Raw genomic sequence first — 20,371 nt, 5'->3', positions numbered from 1 at the left:
CGCCGCGCAAGCGCCCGGCGAACCCGTTCGGCGACTGAGGCCGCCTAGCTTTCCGGCGTGGCCGTCTTGCGCGGACGGCGCGGGCGCGCCGGGGTTTTCTTCGGCGCCTTCTTGCTGGGCGCGGCGGCTTGCGCAGACGCGGATTCGGCCGGCTCGGCCGCTGATTCCGGCGCGACATCGTGCGTAACGTCGTGCACGGCCTCGGCGGTTTCTACAGCCTCAACAGCAGGCTTCGCGGCCTTCTTGCGCGCCGTGCTTTTGCGCGAAGCGGTCTTGCGGGCGCGACGGGGCGCTTCGGGCTCGGCTTCGGCCTGAGCTTGCGGCGCGTCAGCCGTATCGACGTCGAAAGGCGGCACTTCGAACAGCGGCATCGCCGCGTCGTGACGGCGCGTGTCGGCGAACAGGTCGCCGTGCTGCGTGTCGGCTTCGAACACCTGCACGTCTTCGCGCTCGCTCGCTTCGAATGCCACCGCGGCGTCGTTCGATTCATTCGCATGATTCGACTCGCGCGCCTCGTCGCCCTGAGCCTGCGCGTTGCGGCCATTGCGGCGACCCTTGCGGCGCGAGCGCGATTCGTCGTTGCGCGGTGCGGGCGTTTCCTCGGCAGCGGGCGTCGTAGCGGCCGTGGTGGCGCTCGTGGACGCCGCAGGCGTGCCCGCCACCGCCGGCGGGCTCGTGCGCGTCACGTAGGTGCCGGACTTCTCGTCGCGGCCCACTTCGAGCAGGCCGCGCGCCTGCGCTTCCTCCAGCAGATTGCCGAACGCGCGGAAGCCGTAGCGCGCCTCGTTGAAGTCCGGACGGCGGCGCTTGATCGCGCTCTTGAGCACCGAGGCCCAGATCTTGCCGCTGTCGCCGCGCTCGTAACCGAGCGCATCGAGCGTTTCCACGGTGAGCGCGATGGCCTTGGCCTTGCGCTCCTCGCTGCGATCCTCGGCGGTCTCCGGCTTCGCCTGACGCTCGTCGCCGCCCTGGCGCTTCGCATTCGCGCCGCCGTCGCGGCCCTTGCCGCGCGACTGCTGCTCGCGCACGAGTTCGCGCACCAGATCGTCGTAGAAAATGAATTCGTCGCAATTGGCGACCAGCAGGTCGGACGTGGAGTGCCGCACGCCCACGCCAATCACTTTCTTCGCGTTCTCGCGCAGCTTCGAGACGAGCGGCGAGAAGTCGGAGTCGCCGCTCACGATCACGAAGGTGTCGACGTGCGATTTCGTATAGCAGAGATCAAGCGCGTCCACGACGAGGCGGATATCGGCGGAATTCTTGCCCGACTGGCGCACGTGCGGGATTTCGATCAGCTCGAAACTCGCCTCGTGCATCGAGGCCTTGAAGCCCTTGTAGCGTTCCCAGTCGCAATAGGCCTTCTTCACGACGATGCTGCCCTTGAGCAGCAGGCGCTCGAGCACCGGCTTGATATCGAAGCGGTCGATCTTCGCGTCGCGCACGCCGAGCGCGACGTTCTCGAAGTCGCAGAACACCGCCATGCTGACGTTTTCCTGAGGGGAGGCCATGTGATTCGTTTGTTCCATCTACGGTACGAACGTACATGATAGCCCCTCGCGGCCAGGCGGGCTGAAAACCGGCAACCGGCCACCCGCGATCAAGACGATTTCGATCTCGATCGCCCGCCGATCCGCGCTCGACGAAACCCCTCGCAGTTCATATGTGAAACGCCGCGCGCGCGATGGAGTCCGTTGCGCGCGCAAGCATGCTGCGTTTCTGTGGTTTTTGCACGAACGTGCCTGAAAGGCCGGTTTTTTCATGGTTTGGTCACACACGCTACCTAAGCTTGCGCGGCCCATTCACTCAGCGTCGGATGGGTACCAAAAAAATCGATAACGACTCGACACAACAGAGGACTCCCATGGCTGTTTGCTTCAAGGGCAAATTCGGCGCGTTTTGCGCGACCGTCTTCGCCGCGCTATTCGTTGCGCTTTTCGTGAGCGCGTGTGGCTCGTCGGTGAATTCCACCGTCGCGGGCACGACCCAGCAGATTCGTCACGTGTTCGTGATCACGCTCGAAAACGAGAACTACACGACGACGTTCAGCTCGACCACCAAGGCGCCGTATCTGGCGAATACGCTGACTTCGCAGGGCGCGCTCGTGCAGCAGTATTACGGTACGGGCCACGTCAGCCTCGACAACTATATTTCGATGATCAGCGGTCAGTCGCCGACGCTGCAGACCGATAACGACTGCACGACCTACGAGGACTTCAGCCTCACGGGCATGACCTCGGACGGTCAGGCTATCGGCACGGGCTGCGTGTATCCGGCCAGCGTGAAGACCATCGCCGACCAGCTCACGGCCGCGAACCTCACGTGGAAAGGCTACGAAGGCGACATGGGCAACGACCCGGCGCGCGAGGCGGCGACCTGCGGCCACCCGACGCTGAACACCACCGACCTGACGAACACCCAGGAAGCCCCGAACGCCACCACGCCGCTGGGCGACTCGTACGCCACGCGTCACAACCCGTTCATGTATTTCCACTCGATCATCGACTCGCCGGACTGCGAGAAGAACGTGGTGAATCTGAACAACCTGACGACCGACCTCAAGACGGTCGCGACCACGGCGAACTTCAACCTGATCACGCCGAGCACCTGTGACGACGGCCACGACTCGCCGTGCGCGAACGGCGCGACGGGCGGTCTCGTGTCCGCCGATGCGTTCCTGCAAAAGTGGGTGCCCATCATCATGGCGTCGCCGGCGTATCAGCAGGACGGTCTGCTGATCATCAACTTCGACGAAAGCAGCTATGCCTCGGTGAGCATGCCGAGTTCGAGCGAGGTGGACTTCACCTTCGCGGGGGACACCTGCTGCAGCCAGCAGGAAGGCCCGAATCTCGGCACCTTCCCGCAGTCGGCGACGATGGGCACGGTGCCCGCCGCGTACCTGACGAAGCTCGGCATGACCGTGCCGTCGGGCGTGACCGGCAACATCAATCTCGTGCTCACGAAGACGAGCTACGGCGGCGACCGCACGGGCGCGGTCATGCTCTCGAAGTTCATCAAGCCGGGTACGGTGTCGACGGTGCAGTACAACCATTATTCGATGCTCAAGAGCATCGAGGACATCTTCGGTCTGACCCACCTTGGTTATGCGGGGCAGTCGGGGCTGGTCGGTTTCGGCAAGGACATCTTCACGAGCCTCTAAGCCGATGACCGTTTTCCACGCACGTCAGGCGGCGCGTCGCGCCGTCGCGACTGCGCTGGCCGCCGGCGCAACCGCGCTGGCGGCTTTGGCCGCATCGGGTATCGGTGCGGCGCATGCGCAGTCTTCGTCACCCGGTTCGCCCGCGCAATCCCAGCCCGCGCTCAGCGACGTTGCCTCGCTCGGCAAGCTCATCTTCAACGACCCGTCGCTGTCCGCGTCGGGCCGCATGTCGTGCGCGAGCTGCCACAGTCCCGCGCATGCCTACGGTCCGCCCAACGGCCTCGCCGCGCAACCCGGCGGCGCCGATCTGCATGCGCAGGGCACGCGCGCGGTGCCCACGCTCGGCTACGTGCTCAACCGCACGCCGGTGTGGACCCACGTGCAGGCCGCGAGCGTCTTCGAGCGTCTGACCGATGCCGACAGCCCGCCCGCCGGCGGCTTCGCGTGGGACGGCCGCTACAACACGCTGCACGATCAGGCGCTGTTCCCGCTGTTCAATCCGAACGAGATGGCCAATCGCGATACGGCGGAGGTGGCCGCGAAGCTGGAGCGCGCGCCGTACGCCGCGCGGTTCAAACAACTGTTCGGCGAGACGATTTTCGTCTCGAAGGATGCGGCCGTGCATCAGGCGATGCAGGCGGTCGAGCGCTTCGAACTCGAAGAGCCGGGCTTCCATTCGTACACCAGCAAGTTCGATGCGGTGCTCGAGCGCAAAGCCGAATTCACCGCGAGCGAAATGCGCGGCAAGAAGCTGTTCGACGATCCGAACGGCGGCAATTGCGCGTCGTGCCATATCGATCAGGTCGGCGCGAACGGCGCGCATCCGCTCTTTACCGATTACCAGTTCGAAGCGCTTGGCGTGCCGCGTAATCCGGAACTGCGCGCGAACCGCGATCCGAAGTATTTCGACAAAGGTTTGTGCGGTCCGGTGCGCACCGACGTGTCGAGCAACAAGAATTACTGCGGTCTGTTTAAAACGCCGACGCTGCGCAACGTCGCCACGCGCGAAGTGTTTTTCCATAACGGGCGTTTTCATACGCTGCGCGACGCACTGCGTTTCTACGTGGAACGCGATACGAATCCGGAGAAGTGGTATCCGAAGGATCGCCACGGCCATGTCGTGAAGTTCGACGATTTGCCCGCCGCGGAGCGCGTGAATGTCGATACTGTCGATGAGCCGTTGACGCGCAAGCCGGGCGGCAAGCCCGCCTGGAATGCGCGCGATATCGACGATGTGATTGCGTTCCTCAAAACGCTCGACGACGGTTACCTGCCGACCAATCCGCCTACGGCGAGCGCGAGATTCGTGAAGATCAGCACGACGAGCGCGCCAATCAAACGGCAATGAAGCGGCAATGAAGCGGCAATAAAATTCGCGGCGCGCGTAATTAAAAGAGCGCGCCGCGATTTAATCAAACAACGGTTTTAAACTGCGGGCGCACTATACCCGAGCAACGCGCTCGCGGCGGCCGCTTCGTCGCGCAGCGCGCGTCCGATCGGACCATCGGGCGTGGCGTCGAAGCCGCCCGTCGCGCCGAGCGCCGTGAGCACCGCGCAGAGCTTGCCGGTGTGATCGAACAGCGGTGCCGATACCGCGCTGATCCCCTTGAGATTCGTATCCTTCACGCTCGCGCAGCGCGCGCGTTGCACGGCGCTGCGCAACGCGCCGATCGGATCGCGCGCGTCGAATTGCGCGAGCTGGCCGAGCAGATCGGCGTCGGCGTGCGCGAGTTCTTCCTGCGCCTGTGCGAGCACGCGCGTATCGTCGAGCAGGCCCAGAAACACGCGTCCCGTCGACGACCAGAGCAGCGACATCACCGAGCCCACACGCACGTTCACCGTGACGGGCAGGCCCGGTTCCTCGAAGCGGATGATCGTCGGCCCCTTGTTGCCCATCACCGCGACGAACGACGTCACTTCGAGCGATTCGCGCAGCCGCACGAGTGCAGGCTCGGCGATGCGCACGGGATCGGCCTGACGCATCGCGGCCACGCCGATCATCATCGCCTCGGGACCGAGCTGATATTGCTGCGTGGCGCTGTCCTGCGCGACCAGTCCTTCTTCGATCAGACTCACCAGATAGCGATGCACCTTCGCGGGACTTTCGCTCACGAAGGCGGCGAGTCCCGAGAGACTCGCGCGGCCGCCGAGGCGCGCGAGACCCTTGAGCACGGCCATGCCGGTCTGCGCGGACTGCACGCGCTGGCGGCGCTCGCGAGTCACCGGCGTGACGGGCGCGTCGGCGTTTTCAGGGGCGGATGAGGCGGGCGCGGCGCGTGACGATTTGCGTCGTGCGGCGGCGGGCCCGGCATGCCTGGCGTTCGTGGCGGTCGTGGCGGAAGCCGCGGGCGTGGACGTTGCGGTTTTTTTCATACGGCGATTCTAGTGTCAGGGCCGCTCCGCGCGGATGACGGCGTGGGCCGAGGTTAACCCCTATCTCGCAATTACGCAATGCGTACTAGAGTTACGCAAAACGAAATCGACGTAACGTCGACGCACCCAGCAGGAGGCAGGACGATGAGCGAGACACCTTCACAAACGTCCGGGCGATGCCCGTTTCCCCACGCCGCGCAGGCGGTCCCGAATACGCAGGACGCCGCGCGCTGTCCGATGCATGCGAATCATGCGGTGAGCACCCACGCCGCCGCATTCGACCCTTTCAGCGACGGCTATCAGCAGGACCCGCCCGAATACGTGCGCTGGGCGCGCGAGCAGGAGCCGGTGTTCTACAGCCCGCAACTCGGCTATTGGGTCGTCACGCGCTACGACGACATCAAGGCGATCTTCCGCGACAACCTCACGTTCTCGCCGTCCATCGCGCTCGAAAAGATCACGCCCACAGGGCCGGAAGCGAATGCAGTGCTGGCGTCGTATGGCTACGCGATGAACCGCACGCTCGTGAACGAGGACGAACCGGCGCACATGCCGCGTCGCCGCGCGCTGATGGAGCCGTTCACGCCCGAGCATCTGAAGCATCACGAGCCGATGGTGCGCCGTCTCACGCGCGAGTACGTCGATCGTTTCATCGACTCGGGCCGCGCCGATCTCGTCGATCAGATGCTCTGGGAAGTGCCGCTCACGGTGGCGCTGCATTTTCTCGGCGTGCCCGAGGAGGACATGGATCTGCTGCGCCAGTATTCGATCGCGCATACGGTCAATACGTGGGGACGTCCGCGTCCCGAGGAGCAGGTCGCGGTCGCGCACGCGGTGGGCAACTTCTGGCAGTTCGCGGGCAAGGTGCTCGACAAGATGCGCCAGCAGCCCGACGGTCCTGGCTGGATGCAATACGGCATTCGCAAACAGCAGGAACAGCCGGACGTCGTCACCGACTCGTATCTGCATTCGATGATGATGGCGGGTATCGTGGCCGCCCACGAAACCACCGCGAACGCCACGGCCAATGCGATGAAGCTGCTGTTGCAGCATCCGCGCGCGTGGCGCGAGATCTGCGAGGACCCGAGCCTGATTCCGAACGCGGTGGAGGAGTGTTTGCGCCACAACGGTTCGGTGGCTGCGTGGCGTCGGCTCGTCACGAAAGACGTGCGGATTGGCGGCATCGAGATTGCGGCGGGCGCGAAGTTGTTGATCGTGACGTCGTCGGCGAATCACGACGAACGTCATTTCGCCGACGCCGATCTGTTCGATATTCGCCGCGACAACGCCAGCGATCACGTGACCTTCGGCTATGGCTCGCATCAGTGCATGGGCAAGAATCTCGCGCGCATGGAGATGCAGATTTTCCTCGAGGAGTTCACGCGCCGCCTGCCGCATATGCGGCTCGCCGAGCAGCAATTCTCTTATGTGCCGAACACGTCGTTCCGGGGTCCGGAGCATGTCTGGGTCGAGTGGGACCCGAAGCAGAATCCCGAACGCGCGAACCGCGCGCTGCTGGATGCCGAGGTGCCGGTGCGTATCGGCGAGCCGTCGGCGCATGCGTTGAGCCGCCCGGTGGTGGTCGAGCGCGTGGAGCGCGTGGCGCAGGACATCGTGCGCCTGCGTCTGGTCGCGCCCGATGGCGGCGTGCTGCCGCGCTGGGCGCCGGGCGCGCATATCGACGTCGAATGCGGCGAGAGCGGCGTCTCGCGTCAGTACTCGCTGTGCGGCGATCCGGCCGACACGCACGCGTTCGAGATCGCGGTGCTGCGCGAAACTGAAAGTCGCGGCGGTTCCGTGTGGGTGCACGACACGCTGCGCGAAGGCATGCGTCTGAAGATTCGCGGCCCGCGCAATCATTTCCGGCTCGATGAAGAAGGACGCCGCGCGATTTTCATCGCGGGCGGCATCGGCATCACGCCGGTCAGTGCGATGGCGCGCCGCGCGCGCGAACTCGGCATCGACTACGAACTGCATTACAGCGGCCGTGCGCGCGCAAATATGGCGCTGATCGACGAACTCACGCAGTTGCATGGCGAGCGGCTTTGCGTGCATGTGTCGGAGGAAGGCACGCGCAACGACTTCGGCGCGCTGCGCGTGGATGCGCTGACGCGCGTCTATGCGTGCGGTCCGGCGCGCATGCTGGAAGCGCTCGAAGCCGCGAGCGCGGCGTGGCCCGAAGACGCGTTGCGCGTGGAGCATTTCGCGGCGAGCGTGGGCAAGCTCGATCCGGCTGACGAACATGCCTTCGAGGTCGAACTCAAGGATTCGGGACTCGTGCTGCCGGTTGCCGCCGATCAGACCGTGCTGGACGCACTGCGCCGCGCGAATATCGACGTGCAGAGCGACTGCGAAGAAGGCCTGTGCGGATCGTGCGAAGTGCGCGTGCTGGCGGGCGAGATCGATCATCGCGATGTCGTGCTTACGCGCGCCGAACGCGACACGCAGACGCGCATGATGGCTTGCTGTTCGCGTGCGAAAGGACAGCGCATCGTGCTCGAACTCTAGCGTCGCCGAAGACTGCCGCGCGAGCGAGACCGCATCAAGACACCATCAAGACTAAAAAGATATCGTTTGGAGACACAAGGATGAGCAAGACCGTGGAGGTGACGGGCGTCGTCGACGCGAGCCGGTTCGGCCCGTATCAATTGCTGGTGGTGGCGCTGTGCGCGCTGTGCCTCGTGATGGACGGCTTCGACGTCCAGGCAATGGGCTACGTTGCGCCGGTCGTGATCCGCGAATGGGGCATTGCGAGGGAAACGCTTGCGCCGGTGTTCGGTGCGGGGTTGTTCGGCATGCTCATCGGTTCGCTCACGTTCAGTGCGCTCGCCGACAAGATCGGCCGCCGTCCCGTGCTGATCGGCGCGACGCTGTTTTTCTCGGCGTGCATGATCGCCACCGGTTTTGCGCAGACGATCGAGCAACTGATCGTCTGGCGTTTTCTCGCCGGTCTCGGTCTCGGCTGCATCATGCCGAACGCGATGGCGCTCGCGGGCGAATACAGCCCGCGCCGGATCCGCGTCACGCTGATGATGATCGTGTCCTGCGGTTTCACGCTCGGCGGCGTGGTGGGCGGCCTCATCACCGCTGTGCTGATTCCGGCGTTTGGCTGGCGCGCGGTGTTCTTCGTCGGCGGCGCCATTCCGCTTGCGATGGGCGTGCTGATGTGGCTCGCGTTGCCGGAATCGATCCAGTTCCTGCTGTTTCGCCAGCAGGGCAGCGCACGCGGCGCGGCGCGCGTGCGCCGGCAACTTGCGCGTATCGCGCCCACGCTCGCGTTGCCTGATGACGTCGTGCTCACGAGTGCCGAAACGCGCTCGCGCGGCCTGCCGTTCGTCGAGCTGTTCAAGGAAGGCCGCGCACGCGTGACGGTGCTGCTGTGGATCGTGAACTTCGCGAATCTGCTCGATATGTATTTCCTCTCGAACTGGCTGCCGACCGTGATCCGCGACGCCGGCTATTCGACCCAGACCGCCGTGCTCGCGGGCACCGCGCTGTGGGGCGGCGGCGTGATCGGCACGCTGCTGCTCGGGCGCATCATCGACATGGCGGGGTTTACGCGCGTGCTGGCCAGCACGTTCCTGATCGCCATCGTGTCGACGGCGGCCATCGGCAATCCGGCGGTGATGGTTTCGGTGGTCGCGATGTTCGTGGCGATTTTCCTCACGGGCTTCTCGATCATCGGCGGGCAGCCCGCGCTCAACGCGCTCGCCGCGACCTACTATCCGACGTCGCTGCGCTCGACAGGCATCGGCTGGAGCCTCGGCGTGGGACGCATCGGGTCCGTGGTCGGCCCGGTGCTCGGCGGCGCGCTGCTGCATCTGAACTGGTCGTCGTCGGCGCTGTTCGTGGCGGCGGCCGTGCCGGCGTGCATCTCGCTCCTCGGCATCATGGCGATCCATCGCGCGAACGCCGCACAAACGCGCACCGAAATACGGGTTTCTCCGTAGCCACTCCGGGCGAATGCCGACTTCCGGCCTGACGAATGCCGGCTTCTTCGAAAACGAATTGTTGGTCGTGCGCTGCTCCACCAAACTGGTGCCTGTCGCGACGCGGTGCGAGATAACGCCGCGCGCAGAAAACAAGGCATAGAGAGGAGGTGACGGTGGAGAGGCGAGCGGCGCGCAAGATCAGCGACATCGCGCGGCACTGGGCGCAAACAACGCCCGATGCCACGGCGATACGCGAAGAGGGCCGGGAAACCGGCTTCGGCCAGCTCTGGCAGAACGTGGAGGCGGCGCAACGCTTCCTGCGCGAACAGGGCGTGGGCACGGGCGACCGCGTGATGGTGGTCGCCGAAAACTGTTCCGCCGTGATCGCGCTGCTGTTCGCGCTCTCGGAGATCGGTGCGTGGCCGGCCATCGTCAACGCGCGGCTGTCCGAGCGCGAAATCGAAACCATCCGCGCGCACTGCGGGCCGCGTCTCGTGCTGTTCACGCACGCCGCGTCGCCCGACGCGCTGCGTCATGGCGTGCGTCATCGCGCGAAGGAAATCGCGCCCGAAGGCCTCGGCCCGCTCATGATGGCCGACGCCGATCCCGCCGCCACGCGCGAGCCCGAGGCGCTCGCGCATGAAGTCGCGCTGCTGATCTACACCTCGGGCACGACGGGCCAGCCCAAGGGTGTGATGGCCACGCATCGCGGGCTGCTGCATTTCGCGCGCGTGTCCGCGACCTCGCGTGAGATGAGTCCCGCCGACTGCGCCTATGCGGTCATGCCGATGTCGCACATCTTCGGCCTCGCCACGCTGCTGCTCGCCACCTTCGAGGCGGGCGCGAGCCTGCATCTGGCCGCGCGCTTTTCTGCGGAAGAAGTCGTGCGTGCGCTCACGGCCGCCGAAATCTCCATCCTTCAAGGCGTGCCGACGATGTTCACGCGCATCGTCGCTTACGTGCGCGAACACGGCGGCGCCGTGAACGCGCCGCGTCTGCGCTATCTTTACACGGGCGGCGGACCGCTCGACCCCACGCTGAAACAGCAGGTCGAAACGCTGTTCGGCATGCCGCTGCATCACGGCTACGGCATGACGGAATATGCGGGCTCGCTGTTCATCACACGCATGGACCGGCCGCGCAAGGACGTGTCGTCGGGGCAGATCGTCGAGGGCGCGGAACTGCGCGTGGTGGGCCCCGATGGCCACGAAGTCGCGCGCGGCGAAGCGGGTGAACTGTGGGTGCGCGGACCGGGCGTGATGCGCGGCTACTATCGCGAACCGCGTTTGACCGAAGAAGCGATCGACGCCGACGGCTGGCTCAAGACCGGCGACCTCGGCCGACTCGAAGCCGACGGCGCGCTCTTTATCGTCGGCAGATCGAAGGATCTCATCATCCGCTCGGGCTTCAACGTGTATCCGATCGAAGTCGAATCGGTGATCAACACCTATGACGCGGTGCGTTTGTGCGCGGTCGTGGGCCGCACCGACGCCGAGGGCAACGAGGAAGTCGTGGCCTTCGTCGAACCGAAAGAGGGCGCGACGCTCGATATCGACGCGCTGCAACGCTATATCGGCGAGCGGCTTTCGCCATACAAGCGGCCCGCGCAGATCGTGCCCATCGACATGATTCCCACCACGGCGAGCGGCAAGCTGCAAAAGCAGCCCTTGCGCGAGCTTGCGGCGCGGCGTCGCTGAACGCGCGCCTGTTCTGTCCAATCCATTCAAGTACGCCAACTCAGGACCGACAATAATGATTCGCGACCAGGAAACGATGAACGTTCTGCTCGATAACGTCGCGCGCTTCGTGCGCGAGCGTCTCGTGCCGAACGAGGAACGCGTGGCGGAAACCGATGAAATTCCCGCCGATATCGTCAACGACATGAAAACGATGGGCCTGTTCGGCCTGACGATTCCGGAAGTCTACGGCGGCCTTGACCTCACGATGGAAGAGGAAGTGCTGGTGATGTTCGAACTCGGCAAGACCTCGCCCGCGTTCCGCTCGATCATCGGTACGACGGTGGGTATCGGCTCGCAGGGTATCGTGATCGACGGCACCGAGGAGCAGAAGGCCACGTGGCTGCCGAAGCTCGCCACCGGCGAAGTGATCGCGAGTTTCGCGCTCACCGAACCGGGCTCGGGTTCGGATGCGGCGTCGCTCAAGACGCGCGCCGAACGCCGCGGCGATTATTACGTGGTGAACGGCACCAAGCGTTTCATCACGAACGCGCCGCAAGCGGGCATGTTCACGCTGATGGCGCGCACCAATCCCGACGAACCGCGCGCGGGCGGCATTACGGCGTTTATCGTCGATGCAAAAACGCCGGGCATCAGCTTCGGCCGCCGCGATCGCAAGATGGGCCAGAAGGGTGCACATACTTGCGACGTGATTTTCGAAGACGTGAAAGTGCCCGCGCAAAACATCATCGGCGGCAAGGAAGGCGTGGGCTTCAAGACGGCGATGAAAGTGCTCGACAAGGGCCGCATTCATATTGCCGCGATCTGCGTGGCGGTGGCGCAGCGCATGCTCGACGACGCGCTGCGCTATGCGATGGAGCGCGAGCAGTTCGGTCAGGCGATCGGCGAATTCCAGCTTGTGCAGGCCATGCTGGCCGATAGCCAGGCCGAGCTTTACGCCGCGCGCTGCATGGTGCTCGACGCCGCGCGCCGTCGCGACGAAGGCAAGAACGTGAGTACCGAGGCGGCCTGCGCGAAACTCTTCGCGTCGGAAATGTGTGGGCGCGTGGCCGATCGCGCGGTGCAGATTTTTGGCGGTGCGGGTTATATGGCGGAATACGGCATCGAGCGTTTCTATCGCGACGTGCGCCTGTTCCGTATTTATGAAGGCACGAGCCAGATTCAGCAGATCGTCATCGCGCGCAATATGATGCGCGAGGCGGGTGCGCGTTAATAGATTGAATCGCTTTGATTTGAATGAAAAGAAACGGCGGCGCAATTTCAATGCGCCGCCGTTCTTTTTTTTAAAGCGTGAATTATTCGAGCCGGCCGATGCCATCGGCCACGAGCAGATCGACGAGTTTGCGTGCGAACAGCGGCAACGCATCGCGATCGTTCACACAGATTTGCAGTTTGCGCACGGCCCATTCGTCGGTGAGGGGCACGATCTTGAGCGCCATGGTTTGCGCATGGCGGCGCGCGCTGCCTTCGGGCAAGACGCCAATGCCGATATTCGCTTCGATCATGCGGCAAGCGGCTTCGAAATTGCCCACTTGAATGCGCCAGCGAATGGTGCGCTGCAAATCCGACGAGGCGCGCTTCAAAAACGCGAAGATCGCGCTTTCGTCGGGCGGACCCACGAAATCGTAATCGAGCGTGCTCGCAAATGCCGTTTCGCTGGCCTGCGCGAGCGGATGCGAAAGCGCGGTCACGAGCACGAGCCGATCGCGCCGATACGGCATCGCCTGCAATCCCTCGGTGCGGATTTCGCCCGCCACGATGCCGATATCGATGGTGCCGTCCTGCACCGCGCGCACGATATCCGGGCTCAAACGTTCGTGAATATCCACGTAGACATCGGGATGATTGATCAGGTAAGTGCGCAGCACCGCGGGCAGAAACTCGCTCATTGCCGTGGTGTTGGCGAAAACGCGCACGTGGCCTTTCACGCCCTGTGAATATTCCTGCAGATCGCCGCTCAATTGTTCGAGTTGCTTGAGCACGCGCCGCGCATGCGCGAGCAGCGTTTCGCCGGGCGCGGTGAGCGTCACGCCCTGACTCGTGCGCGACAGCAGCTTGACGCCGACCTGTTCTTCGAGATTCTTGATGCGCGTGCTGGCCGCCGGCAGCGACAGATGCGCGCGTTCTGCGCCGCGCGTGAGGCTGCTGGCTTCCGCGACGTGCGTAAAGAGCTTCAGGTCGACTAGATCGAAATGCATTGCTCCGCCTGGGTGGTGACTGTGCGTGCGCCGTTCGGTCTACGGTATGCCAATGCGTGAAGCATGGGCGCGCATCGACGCACATTGGCGATTATTGCGCCGCATTGCAACATGCGCCATTAGCGAAATCACGGGTTAATCGTGGACGAAACGGGCGTTCGGCATATCCAAATTGTGCGTGCGTGCGCCTTGCGTCAAGCTGGCAAGCAGACTGTGACACGGTGCGCGGCCGGTGACGCCGGACCCGCACCGGCAACGGCAATCATTCGAATAACGCGCCGCGCAAGGCGGCCTGGAGGAAGACGAAAGATGACGACGCAACGGATGCTGGACGGCAAGGTGGTGGTGGTGACGGGCTCGGGCGGCGGCATCGGCCGCGATATCGCGCTGGCCATGGCGCGTCAAGGCGCGAAAGTCGTGGTCAACGACGTGGGCGCGTCGCTCGCGGGCGAGGGCCATAACGACGGTCCCGCGCAGGCCGTAGTCAACGAGATCGCCGCGTTCGACGGACAGGCGACGGCGAACACCGATAGCGTCGCCGACCCGCAAGGCGCAGCGCGCATCGTGCAAAACGCGCTCGACGTGTTTGGCCGCATCGACTGCGTGGTGAACAACGCGGGCATCCTGCGCGACCGCTTCTTCCACAAGATGAGCGAAGAAGAATTCGACGCCGTCGTGAAGGTGCATCTGTACGGCTCGTACTATGTGTCGCGCGCGGCCGCCGATCACTTCAAGGAACAGCGCAGCGGCGCGTTCGTGCATATGACGTCGACGTCGGGCCTGATCGGCAATCTCGCGCAGGCCAATTACAGTGCGGCGAAACTCGGGATTGCGGGGCTGTCGAAATCGATTGCGCTCGATTTGCAGAAGTTCGGCGTGCGCTCGAACTGCATCGCGCCGTTTGCGTGGAGCCGCATGATCAATTCGATCAAGATCGATTCGGCCGAGCAGGAAGCGCGCGTCGAAAAGATCAAGCAGATGACGCCCGCCAAGATCGCGCCGCTCGCCGTGTTTCTCGCGAGCGAAGAGGCCGCCGATGTCACGGGGCAGATCTTCGCGGTGCGCAACAACGAAATCTTCCTGATGAGCCAGCCGCGTCCGGTGCGCTCGGTGCATCGCGGCGAAGGCTGGACGCCGCAGAGCATCGCCGAGCACGCCATGCCCGCGCTGCGCAAATCGTTCCATACGCTCGACGTTTCCGCCGACGTGTTCAGCTGGGATCCGATCTGATGACGCGCGCCGCGCGCGTGATCGACGCGGACCAGCTCGATCTCGCGCAGTACGTGCGCCCCGGCGATACGGTGGCGTGGGGCCAATGCGGCGCGGAGCCGCTGGCCCTCACGACGCGCTTGATGGCGCAGCGTCACGCGATTGCGCGTCAGGCGAAGTCGGGCGGACGTTTTCGCGTCTTCGTGGGCGCGACGTGGTCCGACGCACTCGATCCCGCCTGCGCCGATGTCGTCGATTTTGCGGGCTATGGCGGCGCGGGCGCGAATCGCGCGCTCGAACGCGCGGGGCTGCTCGACATTCTGCCGTGCCACTACTCGCAGTTTCGCGAGACGCTCACGCGCGGTCCGAACCGCGTCGACGTGCTGCTGTTGCAGGTCGCGCCCGCCGACGAAGCGGGGCGTTACAGCCTCTCGGTTGCGCACGAATATCTGGTGCCGCTGATCGACAGCGCGCGCGTGGTGATCGCCGAAGTCAATGCGGCCGCGCCGTGGACGCATGGCGAGCGCGTACTGGTCTCGCACGACTTCGACGCGCTGATCCACACCGAACGCATGCCGCTCGAAGCGCCGCTCGCACTCGCGGGCGAAGTCGAAGCGCGGATCGCCACGCACGTTGCGGGGCTGATCGAAGATGGTTCGACGCTGCAATTGGGGCTCGGCGCGCTGCCCGAAACGATCGCTGCGCGTCTGCATGATCGCCGCGATCTGGGCGTGCATACGGGCGCATTTGGCGACGCGCTCGCCGATCTCACGGAAGCGGGCGTCGTGACGAACGCACGCAAGACGCGCGACGCGGGCGTGAGCATCGCGGGCACGTTGATGGGCACGCGCCGCGCGTATCGCTTCGCGCATCGCAATGCGCAGGCGCAGTTTCGTTCGACCGCCTATACGCACGACATCGACGTGCTCGGCAGTCTCGACCGTTTCGTCGCGATCAATTCGGCGCTCGAAGTCGACCTGACCGGGCAGGTGAATGCCGAAGTCGCGGCGGGGCGCTACGTGGGCGCGGTCGGTGGCGCGCTCGATTTCATGCGCGGCGCGGCGCGTTCGCGTGGCGGCATGGCGATCGTCGCGCTCGCGTCGAGCACGCGGCACGGCAGCCGGATCGTTGCGCGGCTCAATGGTCCCGTGAGCACGCCGCGTAGCGACGCTGCGATCATCGTGACCGAACATGGCGTGGCCGATCTGCGCGGACTCACGCTCGCGCAGCGTGTCGCGCGCATGCTGGAGATTGCGCCGCCCGAACAGCGCGAGGCGCTGGCCGCCGCGCATCACGCGCAGCGCGAGACCGTCGCGGCCTGATACGCGAATTCACGCAACACGAAGTCGGCAACCGAATCGAATAAAAAGGAATCCGAAATGAGACGAGCAGCAATCGTAGCGCCGGTCCGTACTCCCGTCGGCACCTTCGGCGGCAGTCTGCGCCCCATGAGCGTGGAGGCGCTGGCCGCCACGGTGCTGCGCGAGACCATCGCGCGTAGCGGCATCGACGCCGCGCGTATCGAAGACGTCGTGTTCGCGCAGTCCTATGCGAACAGCGAGACGCCGTGCATCGGCCGCTGGGCCGCGCTCGAAGCGGGACTGCCGGTGGAAGTGCCCGGCATGCAGCTCGACCGTCGTTGCGGCGGAGGCCTGCAGGCGGTCGTCACGGCCGCGATGATGGTGCAGAGCGGCGCCGCCGATGTGGTCGTGGCGGGCGGAGTCGAGAGCATGAGCAACATCGAGTACTACACCACCGATATGCGCTGGGGCGCGCGCGCCGGTTCAGTGCGCATGCACGACCGGCTCGAACGCGGCCGCGAGCGCTCGCAGCCCGAGGCGCGCTTCGGCTACATCTCGGGAATGATCGAGACGGCGGAAAACCTCGCGAAGGAATACGGCATCACGCGCGAAGAAGCCGACGCGTACGCGGTGCGCAGTCATCAGCGCGCGGCGGCGGCCTGGGAATCCGGGCGCTTCGCCGATGAAGTCGTCACGGTTTCGGTGCCGCAACGCAAGGGCGATGCCGTGCAGTTCGCGCGCGACGAAGGCATCCGCGCCGACGCGAGCGAGGCGTCGCTTTCGAAGCTCAAGCCGCTCATCAAGGGCGGCACCGTCACGGCGGGCAACGCGAGTCAGCAGAACGACGCGGCCGCCGCGTGCCTGATCGTCGCCGAAGATCAACTCGACAAACTCGGGCTCACGCCGCTCGGTTATCTGACCGGCTGGGCCGCGTCGGGCTGCGAGCCCGCGACGATGGGCATCGGCCCGGTGCCTGCCGTGAAAAAACTGCTGCAAAAGACGGGGCTCACGTTCGATCAGCTCGATCTCGTCGAATTGAACGAAGCGTTTGCGTGCCAGGTGCTCGCGGTGCTCAAGGGCTGGGGCTGGCACGACGAATCGCGTCTGAACGTGAACGGTTCGGGTATTTCGCTCGGTCATCCGATCGGCGCGACTGGCGTGCGCATGCTCACCACGCTGCTCTACGAATTGCAGCGCCGTAAAGGCCGTTACGGACTCGAAACGATGTGCGTGGGCGGCGGGCAGGGCATCGCAGCGATCTTCGAACGCGCGGTCTGACGCAGACGGGCGCGGCACGATCAACAGGAGGAGACAACCATGCTGCATCGGCTCAATGCGCAGCTTGAGCGCCTGCACACGCATCCGTTCTATGCGGGGCGTTTGCCGCGCGAAGTGACGAGCACGGCGGAATTCGCGCAACGCGTGCCGCTGATGTCGCGCGCGCAACTCGTCGCCGAAATGGCGAAGCCTGGCTACGGCGCGTTCGCGCCCGCGCCCTCCGCGCCGCCCGTGCGCGTGCATCTCACGCCGATGGGCGCGTCGCTCGTGCCCATTCTGCACAGCACCGCCGATCTGCGCACCATCGAAGCGGCCTGCGGGCAGCATCTCGACGCGTGCGGCATCGGTCCCGGCGACGTCTGCATGGTCACGTTCGGCTATCACCTGTTTGTCGCGGGCCTGTTCTATCAAAGCCAGATGGAGGCGCGCGGCGTGGCGTGCATTCCGCACGGCCCCGGCGAAACGGAGCGCGCCGCACAGGTCGCGCGTCAATGCGGCGTGACGGTGCTTGCGGGCAATCCTTCGCATGCGCTGAAGCTGATCGAAGCGGGCTGCCCGATTCCGCGCGTGTTCTTCGCGGGCGGCGAGGCGTTCAGCGGCAACGCGGAACTGTATGCGCGCGTGCGGGCCGCGATGCCCCATACGCTGCTGATCGACAGTTATTCGTTGTCCGAATGTTTGCCGGTCGCGCGGACTTTTCCCGGTAGCGAATCGCCGGGCGTCCACGTATTCGACGAACTGCTTTACGCCGAAGTGATCGATCCCGATAGCGGCGAAGTGCTGCCCGACGGCGAGCGCGGCGAACTCGTGCTCACGCATCTGAAGAAGGAATTGCAGCCGCTCGTGCGCTATCGCACCGGCGATCTGACCGTGCTCGAACGCACGCCGCCCGTGCACGGACGCACGGTGGCGCTGCCGCGCGTGGTGTTCGGTCGAGTCGATTCGATGGTGAAGGTCAAGGGCGTGAAGGTCTATCCGTCCGAACTGAAAACGGTGCTGCTCGGCGTGCCGGGCGCAACGGGCGCGTATCGGCTCGTGCTCAGTCGCAAGGCGCACGGCGGCGATCATCTCACGCTGCTCGTGGAAGGCGCACCCACCGATCTGCACACCGTCGCCGAGCGCTTCAAGCGCCAGACGCTCATTCATGCCGACGCGATCGAGACTGTCGAGAAGCTCGACGGCGCCGCGCTGGTCGAAGACAACAGGAGAGAGACAGCATGAACGCAAAGACAGCAGCGTCGCCGTGGCGCTACGTGGTGGGCGGCCATAGTTACGCCGACTTTTCGACGTCGGTCTCGCCCGCCGTCGAGCGCGCGGTGGCCGAGCGTCGCGCACCGCCCACGGTGCTTCTGAACGTGTTCAACAGCGACAGCATCACGGTCGGTGTGAACGAGGATCCGAACCAGGTGCTCGACCTGCCGTTCTGCCGCGAGAACAACGTGCTGGTGCGTCGTCGTGTGAGCAGCGGCGGAGCGATTTATGCGGGTAGCGGCTCGGCGTTTCTCGCGCTGTATCTGCCGGTCGATCTGCCCGGCGTGCCGTCGACGGCCGCGCAGGCGTTTCCCACGGTGCTCGGTCACGTGGCCGAGGCGTTGCGCGAAGTGTTCGGCCTCGCGGCCGCTTATCGTCCGCTCAACGACGTCGAAATCGACGGCCGCAAGCTCGTCGCCACGTCGCTGAAAATCGAAAGCGGCGTGCTCACGTTCCGCATCCTGCTCAACGTGAAGGCCATCGATACGGCTATCGCGGCGCGTGCGATGCCGATGGCGCCCGAGAAAGTGAAGGACAAAAAGCACAAGGATCTTGGCTCGCGCTACACGTATCTGGAGCAGGAGTTGGGCCGTGCGGTGAGCGAAGCCGAATTGCGTGCGTGGGTCGAGGCGTGCGTGCGGCGCATCTTCGGCGATATCGCGCTCGAAGCGGGCGAACTGAATGCCGATGAACGCGCGTTCGCGCAGCAATACGAAAGCGAACTGATCGACGACGGCTGGTTCCATCAAAAGAGCGAAGCCACGCGCTACGGCCCGCACGCGCGCGAAGGCGACCGCGTGGTGCGCGGCCGCGAGAAAGCGCCGGCAGGACTGATCTGGTTGAGCCTGCTCGTGCGCGGCGGCGTGGTGCAGCGTGCGATCGTGAACGGCGACTGGCATCCGCGGCCGCTGCGATCGGTGGACTGGCTCGAAGACGGATTCGCGGGTCTCGCCGCCACGCGTGACGCGTGCGGCCAGCATATCGAAGCCTTTCTCGCGCGCGAGGATGTGGAGTTCGCGGGCGTCGAACCCGTGCATCTGCTGACCGCGCTCGACAAGGCGCTGGCCGAACTGGCGGGATCGGCCGCTTCGTCCGACGACCGTGTGCGCGAAGGTTCGGCGGGAGCGACCGCATGAACGCGCCTGAAGACAACAACACGCTGCTGATCACGCAACACGATGGCGTGGTCACGCTTTCTTTTAATCGCCCCGAAGCGAAGAACGCGCTGAACACGGAAATGCGCACGGCGTTGCACGACGCCGTGGTGCGCATTCGCGCTGACCGTTCGATACGCGCCGTGGTGCTGCGCGGCGAGGGCGGCGACTTCTGTTCGGGCGGCGACGTGCGCGGCATGAACGTGACGAGCGCGCAAGCGGGCCGCGAGCGCATCGACGACCTGCATGGCTGGATCAGCATGCTGATCGATCTCGATCGTCCGGTGATCGCCGCCGTCGACGGTGTCTGCTACGGCGCGGGCTTCAGTCTCGCGCTGGCCGCCGACTTCGTGATCGCCAGCGAGCGCGCGCGTTTTTGCATGCCGTTCATGAAAGTGGGCCTCGTGCCCGATTGCGGCGCGTTCTACACGCTGCCGCGCGTGGTCGGTCTCGCGCGCGCCAAAGACCTCGTATTTACCGCGCGCGAGATGCGCGCGCCGGAGGCGAAGGAAGCGGGCGCGGTGCTCGAGATCGTCGAGGCGGCGCAGTTGCACGCGCGCGCCGCGCAGATCGCGGCTTGTCTCGCCAACGCCTCGCCGGTCGCGTTTGGACTGGCGAAGCGCGCGCTCAATCAATCGCTCGGCAGCGACTTGCGCGCGATGCTCGACATCGAAGCCGCCGCGCAGGGCATTGCGTTTACCACGGAGTTTCATCGCGAGGCCGTGCGTCGTTTTCGCGAGAAAGAAGCGCCGCTGTTTCAGTGGCCCGTAAGTCAATAAGCTGGTCTGAAAACGTGAGCGAACGCTCGCTTTCCAAAATCT

Annotated in this window: 15 protein-coding genes; 12 read left to right on the top strand and 3 right to left on the bottom strand. The window is 65.1% G+C overall.

The annotated features are described in order from the left end of the window. Positions 1 to 44: 44 nt before the first annotated feature. The gene (locus G5S35_RS09330) at positions 45 to 1,508 is read right to left on the bottom strand and encodes an NYN domain-containing protein (RefSeq protein ID WP_183038238.1); all 1,464 of its coding nucleotides are present in this window, start codon (positions 1,506 to 1,508) and stop codon (positions 45 to 47) included. 353 nt (positions 1,509 to 1,861) lie between these two features. Here G5S35_RS09330 and G5S35_RS09325 point away from each other — a divergent pair, with 353 nt between their 5' ends. Further along, positions 1,862 to 3,157 (top strand): alkaline phosphatase family protein, encoded by a 1,296-nt coding sequence (locus tag G5S35_RS09325; protein ID WP_074986381.1) that lies wholly within the window; start codon positions 1,862 to 1,864, stop codon positions 3,155 to 3,157. A gap of 4 nt (positions 3,158 to 3,161) precedes the next feature. Next, positions 3,162 to 4,505: a cytochrome-c peroxidase gene (locus tag G5S35_RS09320; protein ID WP_183038237.1), complete on the top strand. Its 1,344-nt coding sequence runs from the start codon at positions 3,162 to 3,164 to the stop codon at positions 4,503 to 4,505. Positions 4,506 to 4,582: 77 nt separating this feature from the next. Here G5S35_RS09320 and G5S35_RS09315 read toward each other — a convergent pair whose 3' ends face one another. Beyond that, entirely contained in the window at positions 4,583 to 5,530 is a 948-nt protein-coding gene (locus tag G5S35_RS09315) for an IclR family transcriptional regulator (protein WP_237181276.1), read from the bottom strand. 144 nt (positions 5,531 to 5,674) lie between these two features. On the opposite strand from G5S35_RS09315, the gene G5S35_RS09310 reads away from it, so the two are divergent. The 4 genes from G5S35_RS09310 to G5S35_RS09295 all read left to right on the top strand — a co-directional run bounded on the left by G5S35_RS09310 (position 5,675) and on the right by G5S35_RS09295 (position 12,372). Beyond that, positions 5,675 to 8,038: a cytochrome P450/oxidoreductase gene (locus G5S35_RS09310; RefSeq protein ID WP_183038236.1), complete on the top strand. Its 2,364-nt coding sequence runs from the start codon at positions 5,675 to 5,677 to the stop codon at positions 8,036 to 8,038. Positions 8,039 to 8,118: 80 nt separating this feature from the next. Beyond that, a complete protein-coding gene (locus G5S35_RS09305) occupies positions 8,119 to 9,480 on the top strand; it encodes an MFS transporter (protein WP_065061149.1) in 1,362 nt (453 codons plus the stop codon). A 149-nt stretch (positions 9,481 to 9,629) separates the two neighbouring features. Next, the gene (locus tag G5S35_RS09300; RefSeq protein ID WP_080180559.1) at positions 9,630 to 11,159 is read left to right on the top strand and encodes a class I adenylate-forming enzyme family protein; all 1,530 of its coding nucleotides are present in this window, start codon (positions 9,630 to 9,632) and stop codon (positions 11,157 to 11,159) included. 55 nt (positions 11,160 to 11,214) lie between these two features. Then, entirely contained in the window at positions 11,215 to 12,372 is a 1,158-nt protein-coding gene (locus tag G5S35_RS09295; RefSeq protein ID WP_065061150.1) for an acyl-CoA dehydrogenase family protein, read from the top strand. An 82-nt stretch (positions 12,373 to 12,454) separates the two neighbouring features. Here the strand turns inward: G5S35_RS09295 and G5S35_RS09290 are convergent, their stop codons facing one another. Further along, positions 12,455 to 13,357 (bottom strand): LysR substrate-binding domain-containing protein, encoded by a 903-nt coding sequence (locus G5S35_RS09290; RefSeq protein WP_065061151.1) that lies wholly within the window; start codon positions 13,355 to 13,357, stop codon positions 12,455 to 12,457. A 324-nt stretch (positions 13,358 to 13,681) separates the two neighbouring features. Here G5S35_RS09290 and G5S35_RS09285 point away from each other — a divergent pair, with 324 nt between their 5' ends. From G5S35_RS09285 to G5S35_RS09260, 6 genes are read left to right on the top strand one after another with little or no spacing between them, the layout of a single operon-like run. Continuing rightward, entirely contained in the window at positions 13,682 to 14,587 is a 906-nt protein-coding gene (locus tag G5S35_RS09285; protein ID WP_124260900.1) for an SDR family NAD(P)-dependent oxidoreductase, read from the top strand. Beyond that, on the top strand, positions 14,587 to 15,888 hold the full coding sequence (locus tag G5S35_RS09280) for an acetyl-CoA hydrolase/transferase family protein (protein WP_183038235.1): 1,302 nt from the start codon (positions 14,587 to 14,589) through the stop codon (positions 15,886 to 15,888). Before G5S35_RS09285 ends, G5S35_RS09280 begins: the two co-directional genes overlap by 1 nt. A 57-nt stretch (positions 15,889 to 15,945) precedes the next feature. Then, complete coding sequence (locus G5S35_RS09275; protein WP_065061153.1) at positions 15,946 to 17,145, top strand: acetyl-CoA C-acetyltransferase; 1,200 nt, start codon at positions 15,946 to 15,948, stop codon at positions 17,143 to 17,145. Positions 17,146 to 17,184: 39 nt separating this feature from the next. Continuing rightward, a complete protein-coding gene (locus G5S35_RS09270) occupies positions 17,185 to 18,366 on the top strand; it encodes a phenylacetate--CoA ligase family protein (RefSeq protein WP_074986375.1) in 1,182 nt (393 codons plus the stop codon). After that, positions 18,363 to 19,532 carry a lipoate--protein ligase family protein gene (locus G5S35_RS09265; protein ID WP_183038234.1) on the top strand — a complete coding sequence of 390 codons (1,170 nt, stop codon included), beginning with the start codon at positions 18,363 to 18,365 and terminating at the stop codon, positions 19,530 to 19,532. The genes G5S35_RS09270 and G5S35_RS09265 overlap by 4 nt, the downstream gene beginning before the upstream one ends. Then, positions 19,529 to 20,329 carry an enoyl-CoA hydratase/isomerase family protein gene (locus G5S35_RS09260; protein WP_074986373.1) on the top strand — a complete coding sequence of 267 codons (801 nt, stop codon included), beginning with the start codon at positions 19,529 to 19,531 and terminating at the stop codon, positions 20,327 to 20,329. The genes G5S35_RS09265 and G5S35_RS09260 overlap by 4 nt, the downstream gene beginning before the upstream one ends. Positions 20,330 to 20,371 lie beyond the last annotated feature (42 nt).

Origin of the sequence: Paraburkholderia tropica, from assembly GCF_014171495.1 — a bacterium.
Classification (GTDB): Bacteria; Pseudomonadota; Gammaproteobacteria; order Burkholderiales; family Burkholderiaceae; genus Paraburkholderia; species Paraburkholderia tropica.
This window is presented reverse-complemented; position numbering and strand designations above follow the sequence as displayed.

What these genes read in the sequence shown, in the direction of transcription:
- G5S35_RS09295 (WP_065061150.1), top strand. Translation starts at nt 11,215, where the DNA reads ATGATTCGCGACCAGGAAACGATGAACGTTCTGCTCGATAACGTCGCG.
- G5S35_RS09285 (WP_124260900.1), top strand. Translation starts at nt 13,682, where the DNA reads ATGCTGGACGGCAAGGTGGTGGTGGTGACGGGCTCGGGCGGCGGCATC.
- G5S35_RS09290 (WP_065061151.1), bottom strand. Translation starts at nt 13,357, where the DNA reads ATGCATTTCGATCTAGTCGACCTGAAGCTCTTTACGCACGTCGCGGAA.
- G5S35_RS09325 (WP_074986381.1), top strand. Translation starts at nt 1,862, where the DNA reads ATGGCTGTTTGCTTCAAGGGCAAATTCGGCGCGTTTTGCGCGACCGTC.
- G5S35_RS09265 (WP_183038234.1), top strand. Translation starts at nt 18,363, where the DNA reads ATGAACGCAAAGACAGCAGCGTCGCCGTGGCGCTACGTGGTGGGCGGC.
- G5S35_RS09260 (WP_074986373.1), top strand. Translation starts at nt 19,529, where the DNA reads ATGAACGCGCCTGAAGACAACAACACGCTGCTGATCACGCAACACGAT.
- G5S35_RS09305 (WP_065061149.1), top strand. Translation starts at nt 8,119, where the DNA reads ATGAGCAAGACCGTGGAGGTGACGGGCGTCGTCGACGCGAGCCGGTTC.
- G5S35_RS09270 (WP_074986375.1), top strand. Translation starts at nt 17,185, where the DNA reads ATGCTGCATCGGCTCAATGCGCAGCTTGAGCGCCTGCACACGCATCCG.
- G5S35_RS09275 (WP_065061153.1), top strand. Translation starts at nt 15,946, where the DNA reads ATGAGACGAGCAGCAATCGTAGCGCCGGTCCGTACTCCCGTCGGCACC.
- G5S35_RS09315 (WP_237181276.1), bottom strand. Translation starts at nt 5,530, where the DNA reads ATGAAAAAAACCGCAACGTCCACGCCCGCGGCTTCCGCCACGACCGCC.
- G5S35_RS09330 (WP_183038238.1), bottom strand. Translation starts at nt 1,508, where the DNA reads ATGGCCTCCCCTCAGGAAAACGTCAGCATGGCGGTGTTCTGCGACTTC.
- G5S35_RS09320 (WP_183038237.1), top strand. Translation starts at nt 3,162, where the DNA reads ATGACCGTTTTCCACGCACGTCAGGCGGCGCGTCGCGCCGTCGCGACT.
- G5S35_RS09310 (WP_183038236.1), top strand. Translation starts at nt 5,675, where the DNA reads ATGAGCGAGACACCTTCACAAACGTCCGGGCGATGCCCGTTTCCCCAC.
- G5S35_RS09280 (WP_183038235.1), top strand. Translation starts at nt 14,587, where the DNA reads ATGACGCGCGCCGCGCGCGTGATCGACGCGGACCAGCTCGATCTCGCG.